Here is an 18,197-nt window from a genome sequence, read left to right on the forward strand (position 1 = left end):
GAACTCAGCAGTGAAACGTGGCATCGCCGATGGTAGTGTGGGGTCTCCCCATGTGAGAGTAGGTCATCGCCAAGCATCTAATCCCGAAGAACCCCAGTCGCCATGCGGCTGGGGTTTTTTCGTTCTGCCGGGCTTCGCAGCCGACAGGGGCAAGCGAGACTTGGCGATCCCATCCGCTGATGCCGCCGCCGGCAGCTCACTGTTATCCCTGATTTCCTCGCTAGGGAAGAACAACTCAATTCATCCGGTATTCAAAGCTGGTAAGGCATATTTAGTTGCCGTTGCTGCGCTTTTCCATAGCATTTGTGCGAATTTGCCGGAACCGCAGTTGGCATGGCCGGTCTGAACGGCAAAGCGGTTCGCGCTTCTTTAGCTGAGAGATTAGAATATGCCCTCCAGGGAAGACGTTAGCCGGTTGCTAAGGTTGTCAGTCGTCGTCAGAGAGCGGCATCGGGCGGCTGAGCAGTATAGATAGATAGGAGTGGCTGTTTGCCATGGTAAAGGTTCGTGAAGAGCACCCGATACGGGAAGATGGTAGTGTCGATCTGGATCTCTGGCTGGAGCTTCTGGCCGATCAGATCGAGGTTGAAGGCCTGTCCAAGATCCGCCGTGCCTGTGAGTTGGCCAAATGGGCCCATGACCAGGCCGAGCCGCAGGAGGATGTCTGGGCACACAATACGATAGGCAGTTATCGCACCGGCCTGGAGATGGCGCAGATCCTGGCTGAGCTTCAGCAGGACGAGGATACGCTGATCGCGGCGATCCTGTATCGCGCGGTGCGCGAGCGCAAGCTGGTGCTCGAGCGGGTCCGTAAACAGTTTGGCAAGGAGGTTGCCCGGCTGATCGAGGGTGTGCTGCAGATGGCGGCGATTGGCAGCCGCAAGAATCCGCGCACCGAAGAGGGCCTGCTGGGCAGCAACGCCAACCAGGTTGAGAATGTCCGTCGGATGCTGGTCGAGATGATCGGCGACGTGCGGGTCGCGCTGATCAAGATTGCCGAACGCACCTGTGCCATTCGAGGGGTCAAGACCGGTAGCCGCAAGAAGCGTTACCTGGTGGCTCGCGAGGTGTTCGATATCTACGCTCCGCTGGCGCACCGTCTGGGCATCGGCCATATCAAATGGGAGCTGGAAGACCTCTCTTTCCGCTACCTGAAGCCGAACGATTACAAGCATATCGCCAAGCTGCTCGATGAGAAGCGGTTGGATCGGCAGGAATATATCGACAACGTGGTTGCCGAGCTACGCAACCAGCTGGCCGATGCAAACATCGACGGCGAAGTGATGGGCCGCGCCAAGCATATCTACAGCATCTGGCGGAAGATGCAGCGCAAGAATATCGATTTCTCGCAGGTCTATGATGTTCGTGCGGTGCGTATTCTGGTGCCGGAGATCCGCGATTGCTATGCAGTGCTGGGGATCGTGCATGGCCTGTGGCGCAATATTCCCCATGAGTTCGACGACTATATCGCGTCGCCCAAGCCGAACGGCTACCGCTCGCTGCATACGGCGGTGTTCGGGCCGGGCGGCAACGTAGTTGAGATCCAGATCCGCACCTTCGCGATGCATGAGGAGGCGGAGCTGGGCGTCTGTGCACACCACCTGTACAAGGGTACCGACCTGAAAAGCAAGGGCGACTCCTATGAGGAGAAGATCGCCTGGCTGCGACAGGTACTGGAATGGCACGAGGATATCGGCGAGTCGGAAGGCTTCGGCGATATGCTGCGCAGCGATATCGTGCAGGACCGGGTGTATATTTTCACCCCGGACGGCCATGTCATCGATATGCCGACCGGCGCAACGCCGGTGGATTTTGCCTACCGGGTACACACCGAGATCGGCCACCGTTGTCGCGGTGCCAAGGTTAACGGTCGTATCGTACCGTTGAATCGTCGTCTGCAGACCGGCGACCAGGTGGAAATTCTCACCGGCAAAGAGGAGAAGCCGAGGCGCGACTGGCTGAATGCCAACCTCGGTTTCGTCACCACCTCGCGGGCCCGCGCCAAGGTCGCCCACTGGTTCAAGGATCAGGCCAAGGAGCAGAATGCCGAGGCAGGCCGCAAGATTGTCGAGCGCGAGCTGAAGCGGTTGGCGCTGGACCAGGAGCCGATCGACTATGCGATCTTGGCTGAAAACGTCAATTATCGGACCCCCGAGGACATGTTCGCGGCACTGGGCGCCGGTGACCTGCGCTTGTCGCAGATCCTGAATGCCGCCCAGCGCCAGGTGGTGCAGGAACATCATGAGGAGCAGCTGGATCTGGCGCTGCCCGGTGAACGTGATCGCGGTCGGGAGCCTGGTATCCGGATTCGCGGCGTCGGTGACCTGATGACCAGCGTGGCGGCCTGCTGTAAGCCGGTACCGGGCGACTCGATCATCGGTTATATCACCCATGGCCGGGGCGTCTCGATCCACCGCGACGACTGCCCGAACACCATCCAGATGCGCCAGCAGGAGCCGGAGCGGCTGATCGAGGTCGACTGGGGCGAAGAGGGTGAGTACACCTACCCGGTGGACGTGGTGATCGAAGCCTACGACCGTTCCGGCCTGTTGCGTGACGTGATGATGGTGCTGGCGTCGGAGAACCTGAACGTGCTGGCGGCCAATACCCTGACCGATCGCAAGAGTAACACCGCGCGGTTGTCGCTGACGGTGGAGATCTCGCGGCTCGACCTGCTCGGCAGGATGATGGACAAGATCGCCCAGATCCCGAACGTATTCGACGTGCGCCGCCAGCGCAGTGGAGCCCACCATTGAGTCAAAGCTATAGCCTGGATGACCTGATCGAACTGATGGCGCGGCTGCGCGATCCGGTGGACGGCTGCCCCTGGGATCTCAAGCAGTCGTTCGCCAGCATCGTGCCTCATACGCTGGAGGAGGCCTACGAGGTCGCCGATACCATCGAACGTCAGGACTTCGACCACCTCAAGGGGGAGCTCGGCGACCTGCTGTTCCAGGTGATCTTCTATGCCCAGTTGGGTGCAGAGCAGCAGCGTTTCGATTTCGCCGCCATCGTCGATGAACTGGTGCGTAAGCTGATCCGCCGTCACCCGCACGTATTCCCGGCCGGCACTCTGGCATCGCGGGCGACCGATAGCACGCTCAGCGATGAACAGATCAAGGCCAACTGGGAAGCGATCAAGCAGCAGGAGCGTGATGAGAAGCACAACGGCGGAGTGCTCGATGATGTGCCGTCCGTGCTGCCGGCACTGAACCGTGCCAGCAAACTGCAGAAACGTGCCGCCCAGGTCGGTTTTGACTGGCCGGATACCGGCGATGTGCTGGACAAGATCGAAGAGGAGATCGCCGAGTTGCGCGAAGCGATCGCCGCCGGCGACGCCGAGGCGGTCGCCGACGAGATGGGCGATCTGCTGTTCGCCCAGGTTAACCTGGCGCGCCATCTGGGGGTTAACCCGGAAAGCGCGCTGCGCTCTACCAACCGCAAATTCGAGCGGCGCTTCCAATACGTTGAGCAGCAGGTCGAGGCGGCCGGCGGTGACTGGTCGAAATTCGATCTGGAACAGCTGGACGGGTTCTGGAACCAAGCTAAGCAAAGAGGTCTCTGATGTCGTTACATCCGCTGTTTGTCGCCGTACTGGTGGTATTGATCGGGCTGGCGATCTGGACGGCTACCAAGTCCCGCGACCAGTTGGCGCTGCTCCAGCAGCAGGGTTTTGAAATCAGCCACGACCTGAATGGCAACCCGAAGCTGCTGGTCGACGAGGCCAAACGTCAGCTGGCGGTGGTGCATCACAAGGGCTTTGAGCGGCTCGACTTCGACCGCATCCGCGACATCGAGCTGGCCTTCGATAGTGCAGTGCAAAACGATACCAATTTCCGTATTGAGCTGTTTTCCGACCAGCTGGCCTACGACATGATCGCGGTCGGCTATGAGAACGAATGGCGTGCCCGCCAGGAGTTCGCCCGCCTGAAGGAGCTGCTGGGGCGTTAAGCGCCGGCAGCTTATTTTGCTTACTCGATAGTTCAATCCTGCTGGCGCGCCCCGTGTAACAAGGGTCGGACGCCGGTAATCCGCTCTGTTCGACCTGTTCCTTTTTCTTCACATAGTCCTTGCGCCTCGTAAGCGCCTGCCAACGCTTTACTGCGTCACTGTTCGCTCGATTTTGTTAACTAATGACTGTTAATTAGGTTTTGTCCGGTGGTAACCGCAAGCTCTGATTGTGCATGTGCAGCAAAAAAACGCTGAATTAGGGTATCGGTTCCGGCCCCGGATTGGTTAGCATGGGATCAGGATGACTTCAGGAGGAGCGATATGAACGAGCTGCATGAAGCCCTGCGGGAAAACGTCCGGATGCTCGGTGAGAGCCTCGGCAGCACGATGCAGGCCGAGCTGGGCGACGCATTTCTCAATAAGATTGAACGGATTCGGCTACTGGCCAAGCGGGCCCGGCAGGAGCCGGAAAGCGATTACGGCGAGCTGTTGAAAGCGCTTGGCGAACTGTCCGATGCCGAGCTGCTGCCGGTGGCCCGCGCCTTTACCCAGTTCCTGAACCTGGCCAATATCGCCGAAGAACATCATCGGGTGCGCCGCCGGCTGGAGGGGCGGGTCGCCTATGACTCGCTGCCGGGGTTGTTCGATAAGCTGCAACAGCAGGGCTTCAGCGGTGAGCAGATCGCGGGGGTGTTGACCGGTATGCAGGTCGACCTGGTGCTGACCGCCCATCCCACCGAGGTTAATCGCCGTACCCTGATCCAGAAATACGATGGTGTGACCGGCTGTCTGCGCAAGCTGGACCGGGGCCATAATGTGCAGCACCGGCTGCATGAGCTGATCAGCCAGATCTGGCATACCAACGAGATCCGCCAGCAACGGCCCAGCCCGGTTGAGGAAGCCAAGTGGGGCTTCGCGGTGATCGAGAACTCCCTCTGGCAGGCGGTGCCGCGTTTCCTGCGTAAACTGGACAAACAGCTGCAGCGGGCCACTGGCCAGCGGCTGCCGCTGGATGCTGCGCCGATCCGCTTTGCTTCCTGGATGGGGGGGGACCGCGATGGCAACCCCAATGTGACCGCCAAAGTGACCACCGAGGTACTGCTGCTGTCACGCTGGATGGCGGCCGATCTCTATGAGCGCGATATCGACCAGCTGCGCGCCGAGCTGTCGATGCATCGCTGCAACAGCGAGCTGCGTGCCGAGGTGGGTGACAGCGCCGAGCCCTACCGCGACCTGCTTGGCCGCGTACGTGAGCGGCTGCGTCACACCAAACGCTGGATCCAGTCGGAACTGGACGGCAAGCCGATTGATCCGTACGACATTCTGCGTGAAGACCGCGAACTGCTGGAGCCGCTACGGCTGTGCCACCGCTCGTTGCACGAGTGCGGCATGGCGATTATCGCCGAGGGCCCGCTGGAGGATATCATCCGCCGGGTCGCCTGCTTTGGCCTGTCGCTGGTGCGGCTGGATGTCCGTCAAAACTCCGACCGCCATGCCGCGGTGATCGCCGAGCTGGTCGACTTCTACGAGTTGGGCGACTACCACAGCTGGAGTGAGGAAAATAAGCAGAAGTTCCTGCTGCATGAGCTGCGCAGCCGGCGGCCGTTGATCTCGCCGCACTGGCAGCCGAGCGCCGATACCCAGGAGGTGCTGGACACCTGCCGGGTGGTCGCCCAGACCGGCATCGATGCGCTGGGCTCCTATGTGATCTCCATGGCCAGCCAGCCGTCCGATGTCTTGGCGGTGATCCTGTTGCTGCGCGATATGGGGATGCGCCACAACATCCGGGTGGTGCCGCTGTTCGAAACCCTCGATGACCTGGAGTCGGCGCGCGACTGTATCGCCGCGTTGCTCGACGTCGACTGGTACCTGGATTACTGCGGCGGTCACCAGGAGGTGATGATCGGTTACTCCGACTCCTCCAAGGATGCCGGCCAGCTGGCGGCGGCCTGGGGGCAGTTCAAGGCGCAGCAGGCGCTGACCGAGCTCTGCGCCCAGCGTGGCGTCAAGCTGACCCTGTTCCACGGCCGTGGCGGGACGGTGGGGCGCGGCGGCGGCCCCAGCCATACCGCGATCCTGGCGCAGCCGCCGGGCTCGGTAGCCGGCAGCCTGCGGGTCACCGAGCAGGGCGAGATGATCCGCTTCAAGTTTGGTATTCCGGAGATCGCGGTCCGCAACCTGGAGCTGTATACCGGGGCGGTGCTGGAGGCGACGCTGGCGCCGGCGTCCGAGCCGCGGCCACAGTGGCGCGAGCTGATCGAGCGGCTGGCTCGGCGCGGCCTGCAGGATTACCGGACGCTGGTTCGTAACGATCCCCAGTTCGTGCCCTATTTCCGCGCCGCCACGCCGGAGCAGGAGCTGGCCAAGCTGCCGCTCGGCTCACGGCCGGCCAAGCGCCGCCAGGATGGTGGGGTGGAAAGCCTGCGGGCGATCCCCTGGATCTTCGCCTGGACCCAGATCCGGCTGATGCTGCCCGCCTGGCTTGGCTCCGACGGTGCGCTCGGTATGGCGCTGGAGGAGGGCGAGGAGACACTGCTGAAGGAGATGTATCATGACTGGCCGTTTTTCCGCGCCAATATCGATATGCTGGAGATGGTACTGGCCAAGAGCGACGTGCGGATCTCGGCCTACTACGACCAGCGGCTGGTATCGGAGGAGCTGAGGGTACTGGGCTCCAGCCTGCGTGAGCGGCTGAAAACCACCATCGCGCTGGTTAACCGGATCAAGGGGCAGGACAGCCTGTTGGTCGACAATCCGGTGATCCGCCAGTCGATCGAGGTGCGCAACCCCTATATAGATCCGCTGCACTTCCTGCAGGCCGAGCTGTTGCACCGCGACCGCAACCACCCTGACGAAACCCTGGAACGGGCGCTGATGGTGACCATGGCGGGGATCTCCGCCGGGATGCGAAATACCGGCTAGGCCGGGGCCATTTGTCCCGCATACAGCGTTACCGCTCAGTCATGTAGGGGCAACTACACCTCCTTCGCGGTGCCTTGTTTGCGGAAAAATGGCCGCCGGCCTGCAGTCGGATCTGGTAGGGGGCGATACTACCCTTGGGGCGGGGTTGAGCGGATCGTCTATTTGACGTAATCTGCTGGACCTTCGCCCTTCATAACCAACCCCCTCTCCGACCAGTCATGGTAGTGCTAATGTCGAATTGTGGCACTTCGGAGGCATGGTATCGTCCGGGCAACAAAGATTTCTGACGTATAAGAAAAAGATTTTTCAGCTATTGGCTTTTACATTTAATCAGGAGTATTCCTAATGCGTATCATCCTTCTGGGCGCCCCCGGCGCCGGTAAAGGGACCCAGGCCCAGTTCATCACCGAAAAGTACGGTATTCCGCAGATCTCCACGGGTGACATGCTGCGCGCCGCGGTCAAGGCCGGCACGCCGCTGGGCAAGAAAGCCAAAGAGGTCATGGACGCAGGCCAGCTGGTATCCGATGACATCATCATCGGCCTGGTCAAGGAACGGATCGCCGAAGACGACTGCGCCAACGGTTTCCTGTTTGACGGTTTCCCGCGTACCATCCCGCAGGCTGATGCGCTGAAGGAGGCTGGCGTCAAGATCGACGCGGTAGTCGAGATCGACGTTGCCGACGAAGAGATCATCAAGCGTATGAGCGGCCGTCGTGTACACCCGGGCTCCGGCCGTACCTACCACGTGGTGTTCAATCCGCCGAAGGTGGAAGGCAAGGATGACCAGACCGGTGAAGAGCTGGTGCAGCGTGCCGACGACCAGGAAGAGACCGTACGTGAGCGTCTGAATGTCTACCACGCCCAGACCGCTCCGCTGATCACCTACTACAAGGGCTGGGCGCAGGAAGATGCCGCTGCGGCACCGGCTTATGTCTACGTGCCGGGTGTCGGCAGCGTCGATGATATCCGCGACAAGGTGTTTGAAGGTCTGGCGAACGTCTAACCGCCCTCGATCCATTTAAGTGATCTTCGGAAAAACCGCACCCACCGGGTGCGGTTTTTTTGTGCCAGTTGGTCGGGCCGCCAGGCGCCGGTTGCTGCGCGCGGTGGTTGGTATTCCCGCCGGCTGCGGGCGGATGATCTTTGTTCGTCATCTCACGTATAATCGGCAGCCTTAGTGACCGGAGGATAGGTAAGCGATGACGGAGCAGTGCAAAACGGCGGTGGTGCTGGTCAACCTGGGCACCCCGGACCGGCCGGAACCCGGTGCGGTACGGCGCTATCTGGCCGAGTTCCTGGCGGATCGCCGGGTCGTGGAAGGGCGGGGCCTGCGGCGACTGCTCTGGTTGTCGGTACTGCACGGTGTCATATTGCGAGTCCGGCCACGCCGGGTGGCCCACGCCTACCAGACCATCTGGCTGGAGGATTCGCCGATGCGGATGGTATTGAACCAGCAAGTGGTGGGGCTCAATTTGGCGCTGCAGGCCCGCTATGGCGAACAGGCGCCGCAGGTGTTCGCGGCGATGAGCTATGGTCAGCCCGGTCTGCGCGACTGCCTGCAATCGCTGGCCGACAACGGCTACCAGCGGCTGTTGATTCTGCCGCTCTATCCGCAGTACTCCGCGACGACGACGGCACCGGTGTACGATCAGGTGGCGGCATTCCAGCAACAGCGGCGCGAGGTGCTGGATATCCGGATCCTGAAATCCTATTGCGAACATCCGCGCTATATCCGGGCGCTGGCTGACAGCATCCGCCACCACCGCGAGCAGCATGGCGGCAGCGACAAATTGGTGCTGTCCTATCATGGTATTCCGCAGGAGTATGCCGATAAGGGTGATCCTTACCCGCAGCAGTGCCAGCGCACCTCGGAACTGGTCGCGGCTGAACTGGGGCTGGGTTCCCAGGACTGGCTGACCACCTTTCAGTCCCGTTTCGGGCCGGCCAAGTGGTTGCAGCCCTATACCGACAAGACCCTGCAGCAGCTGCCGGGGCTGGGCGTCGCCAGCGTCGATCTGGTCTGCCCTGCGTTTTCCGCCGACTGCCTGGAAACGCTGGAGGAGATTGCGGTGGAAAACCGCGACAATTTCCTCAATGCCGGCGGCAGCCAATACCGTTATATTCCGGCGCTGAATGCGGCGCCGGCCTTTATTGAACTACTGGAACAGCTGGTCCGGGAACAGGCCGGAGACTGGCTGGGAGAACGTTGAGTGTCTGATGAACTGATTTTTGGTCAGCACGCCGTACGCACGGCGCTGAAACGGGATTCCAATCGGCTGCGCGGACTGCTGATCCTCAAGGGCCGCCGCGACGAGAAGATGCAGGCATTGCTGGAGCAGGCCGAACGGCAGGGGCTGCAGGTGCAGTTCGTATCGCGCCAGGCACTGGACGAGCTGGCCGACGGCGGCGTGCACCAGGGGGTGATCGCCCGCTGTGCGCCGATCAAATCGAAAAACGAGGCGTTTCTCGAACAGCTGCTGGATGGTCTGGATGAAGCGCCGTTCCTGCTGGTGCTCGATGGCGTAACCGACCCGCACAACCTGGGCGCCTGTCTGCGCACTGCCGATGCCGCCGGGGTGCATGCGGTGATCGCGCCGAAGGATAAGTCGGCCCCGCTCAACGCCACCGTGGCCAAGGTCGCCTGTGGCGCGGCCGAAGCGGTGCCCTATGTGCAGGTCACCAACCTGGCACGCACCCTGCAGCAGCTGCAGCAGCGTGGTATCTGGATCACAGGTACCGCCGGCGAAGCCGAACAGCTGGTCTACCAGAGCGATCTGGCCGGGCCGATGGCGCTGGTAATGGGCGCCGAGGGCAAGGGGATGCGCCGCTTGACCCGCGAGCACTGCGACCAGTTGATCAAAATTCCGATGGCCGGCGAGGTCAGCAGCCTGAACGTATCGGTCGCCACCGGTATCTGTTTGTTTGAAGCGGTCCGTCAGCGGCGCGGCTGAGCTAGTCGTCGCTGTTTGAATTGGTTAAGCTGGCAGTCAGTTTTCACAGGGAATGTGATCTGCCTGCCCTCTGACCACATCTGAAGTTTGCTACCGGCAGCAGATCCCATGACAGGGAGTCCGTGTTGCCGTGTGCTATCGTCTGCCGCTGCCATACCTGCTATTGCTACCGCTATTGAGCCTGTTGCTCGGTGGTTGCAGTACCTTTCGCGATTCTTTCCATGACATCCTCAATGACAGCCGCATCGAGCGGGTGGTGGCCCAGGACCCGGTGGCCCGGCTGCGCCTGAAGCAGCGGCTGGTCCGGGTCGGCGACCGGATCGAGCTGGACGGCGGCGTCAGCCGCAGCAACCGCGGCCGGCCGCTCAGCTACCGCTGGTCGTTGCAGCAACGGCCGGCCGGCAGCGAGGCTGAACTGAGCGGCATCGGCGAGCGGGCCCGGCTGACCATCGACCGGCCGGGGCTGTACCGAGTGCGGCTGGTGGTCAACGATGGCACCTTCGACAGCTATCCGTTCGATGCGCTGCTCAGTACCGAGCCCGGCGATCTGGATCGGGTGCGTTTTATCGCCACCGGCGATACCGGCACCGGCGGTAATCTGCAGTACCGGGTGGCCGAGGCGATGGAGCGGGTCTGCGCCGAACGCGGTTGCGATTTCCTGATCGGCATGGGCGACAACATCTACCAGTCCGGGCCGAAGAGTCTGACCGATCCGCAGTTCCTCAACAAGTTCGAGCGCCCCTACCAAGACCTGTCGATGCCGTTCTTCATGGTGATCGGCAACCACGATGCCTCCGGCCTGTTCGGTGGCGATGGCGGTTTCAACGCCCGCGGCGGCATCGAGGTGGAATACACCCGACGCAGTGATAAATGGGCGATGCCGCAGCGCTACTACCGGATCGCCGCACCGCTGCACGGCGCTGAGGTCCGGTTGCGGCCGGCGCTTAATCCACAACCGCTGGTGGAGTTCTACGCGCTGGATTCGACGCCGCTGACCAGCCTACCGGACAGGGTGCCGCAATACCGGATCGGCCTGTACCGCGATAACGAGGGCCGTTGGCTGGATGCGGCGATGAACAACAGCAAGGCGCAGTGGCGGATCGCCTTCGCCCACCATCCCTATCTGTCCAACGGCGTCCACGGCAACGCCGGTAACTACGACGGTATCCGCGACAGCCGTTTCGCCCAGCTGCTCGGCGAGCTGTTCCCCAGCCTGAAGGAGGACCTGCTGCAGCGGGCCGCCGGCGAGTATTTCCGCCAGTTCTACGAGCGCCACCTGTGCGGCAAGGTCGACCTGTACATGGCCGGTCATGATCACAACATGCAGTGGCTGGCACCGGTCGAGCGTTGCGGCAAGACCGAATATATCGTCTCCGGCGCCGGCGCCAAGGCCAACGCGCTGAAGGACGAGTCGCGCAATCAAGCGTACTGGCAGCAGAGCCGGGCGATCGGTTTCTTCTGGATCGAGATCGTTGCCGACCGGCTGCAGGCCACCATCTATACGGTCGATCGGGACAGTGGCGCGCTCAGCCGCGCCTACGACCGCACCCTGATCCACCAGGGCTTCTAAGGAGGGCGGACCATGCTGATACGTCTGGCGAGCATGCTGCTGCTAACCGCGCTGCTGAGTGGTTGCGGGTCGATGTGGCAGTGGGTGCTGACCGATCAGGAGAAGCGGCGGCTGCGCGTCGCCGCCGAGGATGCGGCGGCCTGCCAGTTGAGCCGGGCGGCCCAGACGCCGATGCTGTACCAGGAGCTCTACCAGTGGCGAGGCGGTTTCTGCGAGCGGGTCGAGGTGCGTAACGAGGTGCTGTTCGAGCGGCAGCAGGATCGCGTGCAGGTGCAGCTGTACGGCGACCGCTTCTGTCGCCAGCCGCTGCCGTACCGGCTGACCCATTATTACGAGTTCTGCAGCGACTACGCCCAGTCCGGCCGGCTCGGCGATGCCAGCGACCTGGACGGCGAACCGGCGCCCTGGACACTGGACCCGGCCAGCCGGCTGGCGCTGCCGGTGGAACCGCTCTGGTTCAACCATCAGCCCTATATGCAGCGCTACCGCTACGTCACCCGCCAGGTGGGCGAAACCCGCCGGCTGCCGGTCGACACCGAGCTCTACCTGAGGCGCGGCAGCGGCGAGTGTGCGCTGGAGATGCGGGTGTTCAAGCGTCATCCGCAGGCCGCCGGCCTGAAACCGCTGATCCTGTTCCATAGCGGCGGCCTGCAGCAGCGCGGCCTCCACAGCCTGGCGCTGCAGAGCCAGGTGTCGCTCTATACCGACCAGGGCTTCCTGGTGTTCATGCCGTTCCTGCGTACTTTGGGGGATGGCGACGGGCCGGTCGAATGCCGGGACAGCGATTGGGCCGGCGTTAAGGCCGATGCCGACAGCGCCCTGCAGTGGGTGCGCCGTCACGCCAGTGCGCTGGGTGGCAACGGCGACCGGCCGGCGCTGATGGGGGCGGGCAGCGGCGGGCTGCTGGCCGGCTGGCTCAGCCTGCAGCGGGCCGATCAGGTCGCCGGCACCCTGCTGCTGTACCCCTTTGTCGATAGCGCCGATCTGCTCGGCATGATCAAGCACGGCCAGTACCGGGAGTCGAAAGGGGTTAAATTGCTGCAGCTGCTGACCGGCCGGCAGGACCTCGACCGGCTCAGCCCAACGGATCCGCTGATCCTCGACACCAGTCTGGCCGCGCAGGCCGGCCGGCTGCCGTCGGCTGGCAGGCCACCGCTGCGGATCATCCATGGCGAACGAGATCGGCGGATTCCGTTGCGCCAGTCGCAACGGCTCTGCCAGGCCTGGCAGCCGGCCGGTTGTCAGGAGGGGCAGTTGATCCGTATCGCCGAGGCCGGCTACCAGCTGGATTACTGCCTGCTGGGTGTCGATTGTCCGGCCGGTGATGCCGACAGCCGGCAACAGGTGCGTGAAGCGTTGCAGCAGGCCCGGCGCTGGTTGATGGAGGTGGAGTAGGATGTTGATCGCTACCAGGATTTTGGGAACGGTTGTGGATAACTTTACTCGCTACGGTGCCTTGCTGTTGATCGTCGGGCTGTTGAGCGGCTGTAGCGCCTCGCCGGTACAGCCGCGCAGCGGCTATCCGGTCGAGCCGGGCCAGGTCGGCCCGATTCACCCGGATAATCCGTTGCAGCAACCGTTCGCCTGCACCACCGAGCAGGCCGGGCTGGGTGCGCCGCTGGTCGACAACCAGCAGCAGCTAGGTCAGCAGGTGCGGGGCCGGTTCCTGATGTTCAGCTATAGTAAGGGCTACAGCCGGTACTGCGGGGCGCCGATGCGGGTGGAGTATTTCTATCGCCGTACCGACGGCGAATTCGTGCCGTTGCCGGCGGGGGCGCTGCCGGACGATCTGGCCTATATCGAGCGGGACGGTGAGCCGCAGCCGTTTATCGTCCGGTTGGAACGGGGCGTGCTGAACCGTTTTATCTACGCCACCACCATGCTGGTACCGGCCGGTGAGAAGGCCGAGGCCGCCGACAGTTCGCTGTGGAACGGCCGGTTGCTGATGTTCTTCAACGGCGGTATCGGCATCGGTCACAAGCAGGCCGGCAGCCAGGCGCTGAAGACGTTGGGCCAGCGCGCTCCCCGCGATCCCTATCTGTTCAGTGCGGCGCTGCTGGAGCGCGGCTACGCGGTGACCACCTCCTCCGGCATGACCACCGATACCACCTACAACCTGCCGTTGCTGGGCCAGACCGCCGAGATGGTCAAGCGGCAGTTCGTCGCCCGCTACGGCCGGCCGAGCATGACCCTGGCGCTGGGCGGTTCCGGCGGGGCGATCCAGGCGCTGTACAACAGCCGGCACTCTCCCGGGCTGCTCGACGGCCTGGTGGTCAGCCACCTGTTTCCCGATCTGCTCAGTCAGATCAACGGGGTTGGCGACTGCGAACTGCTGGAGTACTACTTCGACCGCGGCCATGCCGAGCAGGGCCGGCTCGATCCGTTCTGGGCCGACTGGCGCAACCGCCGGCGGGTGGAGGGGTTCAATGCCCTGAACGACTACCCGCATATCAAGACTGACTTCGACGGCGATGGCCGGCCGATGATGTCGACCGCCCGGCCCGGTGCTTCCACCTGTACCGAGGGCTGGCGGCTGGCCGGGGTGCCGGTGTTCTTCAACCCGACCTTCCTGCTGCCGTTCGAGGATCAGCAGCAGCCCTGGATCGAGCAGGATGTGGCACGGCTGGTTTCGACCCGCTGGAGCCACTGGGACGATGCGGTCGAGCTCTACGGCCGCCAGCCGGACGGCTACGCCGGCCGCACCTACGATAACGTCGGCGTGCAGTATGGCCTGCAGGCGCTACGGGATGGCAAGCTGGATATCGACCGCTTCCTGCACCTCAACGCCCGGGTCGGTGGCTGGCTGCCGCCGGCACAGATGCGACCGGAGGCGGCACCCTATTACCCCTACGGCGCATTCACCCTGGACAAGGGCGGCTTCTGGAACTTCCTAAAATTGAACCTGGCGATGACCGGGCCCGGCGAGCTCTGGCAGGGCTCCCGCAATCTGCTCGGTCTGGCGCAGGGCAAGGCGCCGGGCTGGTTGATCGATTGGTTGGGGGACGACGACCGCCAGTCGGTGTGGAGCCACTACAACGCCACCGCCTGGCAGCAGCCGGACATCGCCGGCCGCAGCCCCGCCAACCGCCAGGCGCTGAGCAATGCGGAACGGCATGGCCTGGTGTTCCGCGGCCAGTTGGACAAACCGACCATCGCGCTGTTGCTCTATCAGGATCAGCAGCTCGATATCCACGATGCCCGCCAGCCATTTATCGTCCGTGAGCGGATCGCGCGGGCCGGCGGTAACGGCGTGCTGTTCAGCATCTGGGGGCAGTTGCCGGGCCAGGATGGCAAAGTACCGGCCCCTCAGCTGGAGCGGGTGATCCTCGAAGCGCTGGCGGCGCTGGAGCAGTGGCATCAAACCGGCGTCAAACCGGCTGTGGCGGGCGACCGCTGCTGGGATGACCGGCAGCGTCCGCTGGCCGCAGGGGCTGGCGTCTGGCAGGGGATCAATGGCGGTGACGGAGAGCCGGGTGAATGCGCCCGACGCTTCAGATTGCACGGCAACCCGAGGATCGCCGCCGGCGAGTCCTTTACCGCCGATACCCTCAAATGCCGGCTGAAGCCGGTCGCCCGGGCGTTGCAGGATGGCACCTACGGTCCGGTGCGGTTTGATCGGGGACAGCAGGCGGAACTGGCGCGGATCTTCCCGGACGGGGTCTGCGACTACAGCCGGCCCGGCCTGGAGCGTTTGTTTTAGTAATCGCGGGAGGGGAGCTGAGTAAGCTATAAGCTCGCCAGGTCGGATAGCTTGCTGCTTATCGCTCGTGTCTGGTCGCTCCCCCGAAGGGGGATAAAAAGCCTTGTAGGGTGGGCACGTTTTTTGTGCCCACGCGGCACTCGTTCACTCGATGTAGATGTTTCCCTCTAACCTGCGATGAACCAAAAAAATGCCGGCCGCGGTAACCGAGCCGGCCGGCAAAGGAAGGTTGACCTTCTGAGTATAGCGGGCGTGGCCGCGCCGCTAGCCGAGGCACTCCAGGGTGTGCAATGCGATCATCGCTTCCTCGTCGGTCGGCACCACCAGCACCTGCACCGCCGACTCCGGTTGGCTGATCCGCAGGGTGCCGGCCAGGTTGGCGTCGTCATCGAGCCGTACCCCCAACCACTCGCAGCGCTGCAGGATCCGGCGGCGCACGTCGGCGTCGTTCTCGCCGACCCCGCCGGTGAAGACGACCTGGTCGAGCCCCTGCAACGCGGCACTGAGCCGGCCGATCTCCAGCGCGGCCCGGTAACAGAACATCTCGATCGCCTGCTCGGCGTGCGGGTGGTCGGCCCGGTGCAGTTCCAGCATATCGCCGCTGATGCCGGATACGCCGTACCAGCCGCTCTCCTTGTAGATCAGTTTCTCCAGCGCATCGACGTCCATATGGTAATGGCGCTGCAGGTAGAGCAGCACGCCCGGGTCGATATTGCCGGTGCGGGTGCCCATCGGCAGGCCGTCGACCGCCGAGAAGCCCATGCTGGACGCCTGGGACCTGCCGTTGCGCATCGCGCACATGCTGGCGCCGGCGCCCAGGTGGCAGACCACCGTGCGCGCGGCCAGCAGGTCCAGTTCCTTGAGCCGGCGCATGATGAACTCGTAGGAGAGGCCGTGGAAACCGTAGCGGTGGATGCCCTGTTCGGCCATCTCTCGTGGCAGCGCATAGAGCCGCTCGATCGCCGGCTGACCGACATGGAACATGGTGTCGAAGCTGGCTACCTGCGGCAGCTGCGGCGCCAGCTTGTGGCAGGCGTCGATCAGCTTGAGGTTGTACGGCTGGTGCAGCGGTGCCAGCGGATTGAAGGCGCTGAGATCGGCCAGTTGGGCCTCGTCGACCCGTAGCGGCTGGTGGTACTTCTCGCCGCCGTGTACCACCCGGTGGCCGATAGCGACCAAGGTGGCTTCCGGATGCTCGCCCTGCAGCCAGTCGATCACCGCCTGCAAGCAGGCCTGGTGGCGGTCGTCACGGGCAACCGTGTCGAGCGCCAGCGGCTCCGACAACAGCCGTTGGCCGTCCGCCCGGCTGACCTGGAAGCGGGCGTCGCCGAGGATGTTGGCCAGCTTGAAGCGGTACAGGCAGACCGGACCCCGGGCCCGGATATCGAACAGTGCGCATTTCAGGCTCGAGGAGCCGCCGTTTACCGTCAGTAGTCCTTTCATGGCGGCTTATCGCTCCGGGTGGTGAACCATATGGGAGGCCAGCGCGCAGGAGCCCAGCCGGCCCAGCGGTTTCTCGGCACGGCTGGTCAGGATGATCGGTACCTTGGCGCCGACGGCGATTCCGGCCGATTTGGCGTCGGCCAGGTAGACCAGCTGCTTGGCGATCATGTTGGCCGCTTCCAGATCCGGTGCCAGCAGGATATCGGCCTCGCCGGAGACCGCGGACTCGATATGCTTGTCCTGGGCCGCCTCGGACGAGATGGCGTTGTCGAACGCCAGCGGGCCGTCGAGGATGCCGTGCCTGATCTGGCCGCGGTCGGCCATCTTGCACAATGCGGCGGCGTCGATGGTGCTTCGCAGCCCCGGCTTGACCTTCTCGACCGCCGACAGGATCGCCACCTTCGGCGCTACGTTGCCCAGTGCGCGGCAGAAGTCGATCGCATTCTGCACGATGTCGGCTTTGGTCAGCAGGTCGGGCGCCACGTTGATCGCCGCATCGGTGATCACCAGCGGCTTATGGTAGGTCGGGATATCGAACACGAAAACATGGCTGAGCCGGCGCTCGGTGCGGATGCCGTGGTGCTTGTCGACCACCGCCGACAGCAGTTCGGAGGTGGCCAGGCCGCCCTTCATCAGCGCTTCTACTTCGGCGCGGCGGGCCAGGTCGCAGGCGCGGGCCGCCGACTCATGACTGTGCGGGGTATTGATGATCTCGTAGCGGCTGATATCCAGCCCCTCTTCCTCCGCCGCACAGCGGATGCGGTGTTCCGGACCGATCAGGATTGGCTCGATCAGGTTCTTCTCGGCGGCTTCGACGGCGCCGACCAGGCTGTTGTGATCCACCGGGTGGACCACCGCAGTGCGGATCGGACGCGCTTTGACCGCCTGCTCGATAAAGAACTCCAGCTGGTTATGCTTCGGCGGTGCTTCGGTAATGATCATATTAAATCACTCAAAATTCAGGGTTGATAACCGTAATTGAAATAAAGGCTAGGCTGCGACTGTGAAAAAATAATGAACGGCGCTGCAGCAAATATTTTCAGTCAAAAATATCTGGGTAATTGTGTGTACTATCAGCTTGCCTGCTGGCTTATATACTGCTTAAGGTGTCTATGCTTTACAGCACTGGCTGATCTTCTTGAGCCCGCCGATATAACGCCTGGACACCGGTTGATCGAGACTGTGAAGCCGGCAGCGCCGACCTTGCCCTCAATCATGATTTCCTCTTAAGCCTTGAACTGGCGCGTCTACGGGAGCCTGGCTCCCGTTTTTTTATTCGAGCCCTCTGTTCGCTCAGCCAAGCTATTTGGGACAAGCACTCCACAATTAACCAAAAGTATCGCGGCTTGTCGCGAAATTTATTGTTTAGTGAGCGTTTGGTTTTTCTTTTGAATTATTGTAGAGGTATTAATAGCAGCTTTTGCTGCGCTGCATCAATAAGTGCGCCGGCCTGCTGCGGCTGAGTTCATTAAAGAGCGTTTGCTAATTAATTCGGGCTGTTAAAGCCGGGGGAGGGAACCCTGTGGACGGGCGGCCGCGAATTCAACTCCGAAGTGCAACACTCCCCGTTTCAAGCAGCTCTCAGATAGTCATCAAATACCTTCTGAGGCTGCTTGTAGCCAAGACATTTTCTTGGCCTCAAATTGAGGCGTTGTTGT

At 62.8% G+C, this 18,197-nt stretch carries 12 protein-coding genes and 1 rRNA gene; 11 read left to right on the top strand and 2 right to left on the bottom strand.

What is annotated here, in order from left to right:
* The 11 genes from rrf to K6T12_RS19690 form a co-directional block, all read left to right on the top strand.
* Window positions 1-75 (top strand): 5S ribosomal RNA (gene rrf, locus K6T12_RS21925); the annotation flags it as partial.
* A 419-nt stretch (window positions 76-494) separates the two neighbouring features.
* Window positions 495-2,756, top strand: a complete 2,262-nt coding sequence (gene relA, locus K6T12_RS19645) for a GTP diphosphokinase (protein WP_222224649.1) — start codon at window positions 495-497, stop codon at window positions 2,754-2,756.
* Complete coding sequence (mazG, locus tag K6T12_RS19650) at window positions 2,753-3,565, top strand: nucleoside triphosphate pyrophosphohydrolase (protein ID WP_222224650.1); 813 nt, start codon at window positions 2,753-2,755, stop codon at window positions 3,563-3,565. Before relA ends, mazG begins: the two co-directional genes overlap by 4 nt.
* Window positions 3,565-3,951 (top strand): hypothetical protein, encoded by a 387-nt coding sequence (locus K6T12_RS19655; RefSeq protein ID WP_222224651.1) that lies wholly within the window; start codon window positions 3,565-3,567, stop codon window positions 3,949-3,951. Before mazG ends, K6T12_RS19655 begins: the two co-directional genes overlap by 1 nt.
* Window positions 3,952-4,272: 321 nt before the next feature.
* Window positions 4,273-6,873 (top strand): phosphoenolpyruvate carboxylase, encoded by a 2,601-nt coding sequence (gene ppc / locus K6T12_RS19660; RefSeq protein WP_222224652.1) that lies wholly within the window; start codon window positions 4,273-4,275, stop codon window positions 6,871-6,873.
* A 345-nt stretch (window positions 6,874-7,218) separates the two neighbouring features.
* Window positions 7,219-7,878 (top strand): adenylate kinase, encoded by a 660-nt coding sequence (adk, locus tag K6T12_RS19665; RefSeq protein WP_222224653.1) that lies wholly within the window; start codon window positions 7,219-7,221, stop codon window positions 7,876-7,878.
* Between the two features lie 196 nt (window positions 7,879-8,074).
* On the top strand, window positions 8,075-9,085 hold the full coding sequence (hemH, locus tag K6T12_RS19670; RefSeq protein ID WP_222224654.1) for a ferrochelatase: 1,011 nt from the start codon (window positions 8,075-8,077) through the stop codon (window positions 9,083-9,085).
* Window positions 9,086-9,826: a 23S rRNA (guanosine(2251)-2'-O)-methyltransferase RlmB gene (rlmB, locus tag K6T12_RS19675; RefSeq protein WP_222224655.1), complete on the top strand. Its 741-nt coding sequence runs from the start codon at window positions 9,086-9,088 to the stop codon at window positions 9,824-9,826.
* Window positions 9,827-9,956: 130 nt separating this feature from the next.
* The gene (locus K6T12_RS19680; RefSeq protein WP_222224657.1) at window positions 9,957-11,396 is read left to right on the top strand and encodes a metallophosphoesterase; all 1,440 of its coding nucleotides are present in this window, start codon (window positions 9,957-9,959) and stop codon (window positions 11,394-11,396) included.
* A 12-nt stretch (window positions 11,397-11,408) separates the two neighbouring features.
* Window positions 11,409-12,791, top strand: coding sequence for an alpha/beta hydrolase family protein (locus K6T12_RS19685; protein WP_222224658.1), 1,383 nt, complete (start codon window positions 11,409-11,411; stop codon window positions 12,789-12,791).
* 34 nt (window positions 12,792-12,825) lie between these two features.
* Window positions 12,826-15,096 (top strand): DUF6351 family protein, encoded by a 2,271-nt coding sequence (locus K6T12_RS19690; RefSeq protein WP_222224659.1) that lies wholly within the window; start codon window positions 12,826-12,828, stop codon window positions 15,094-15,096.
* 264 nt (window positions 15,097-15,360) lie between these two features.
* Here the strand turns inward: K6T12_RS19690 and K6T12_RS19695 are convergent, their stop codons facing one another.
* Window positions 15,361-16,539 (bottom strand): acetate/propionate family kinase, encoded by a 1,179-nt coding sequence (locus K6T12_RS19695; RefSeq protein WP_222224660.1) that lies wholly within the window; start codon window positions 16,537-16,539, stop codon window positions 15,361-15,363.
* 6 nt (window positions 16,540-16,545) lie between these two features.
* Entirely contained in the window at window positions 16,546-17,481 is a 936-nt protein-coding gene (locus K6T12_RS19700) for a bifunctional enoyl-CoA hydratase/phosphate acetyltransferase (RefSeq protein WP_222224661.1), read from the bottom strand.
* Window positions 17,482-18,197: the final 716 nt, after the last annotated feature.

This window comes from Marinobacterium arenosum, from assembly GCF_019795155.1.
In the GTDB taxonomy this organism is placed as follows: Bacteria; Pseudomonadota; Gammaproteobacteria; order Pseudomonadales; family Balneatricaceae; genus Marinobacterium_C; species Marinobacterium_C arenosum.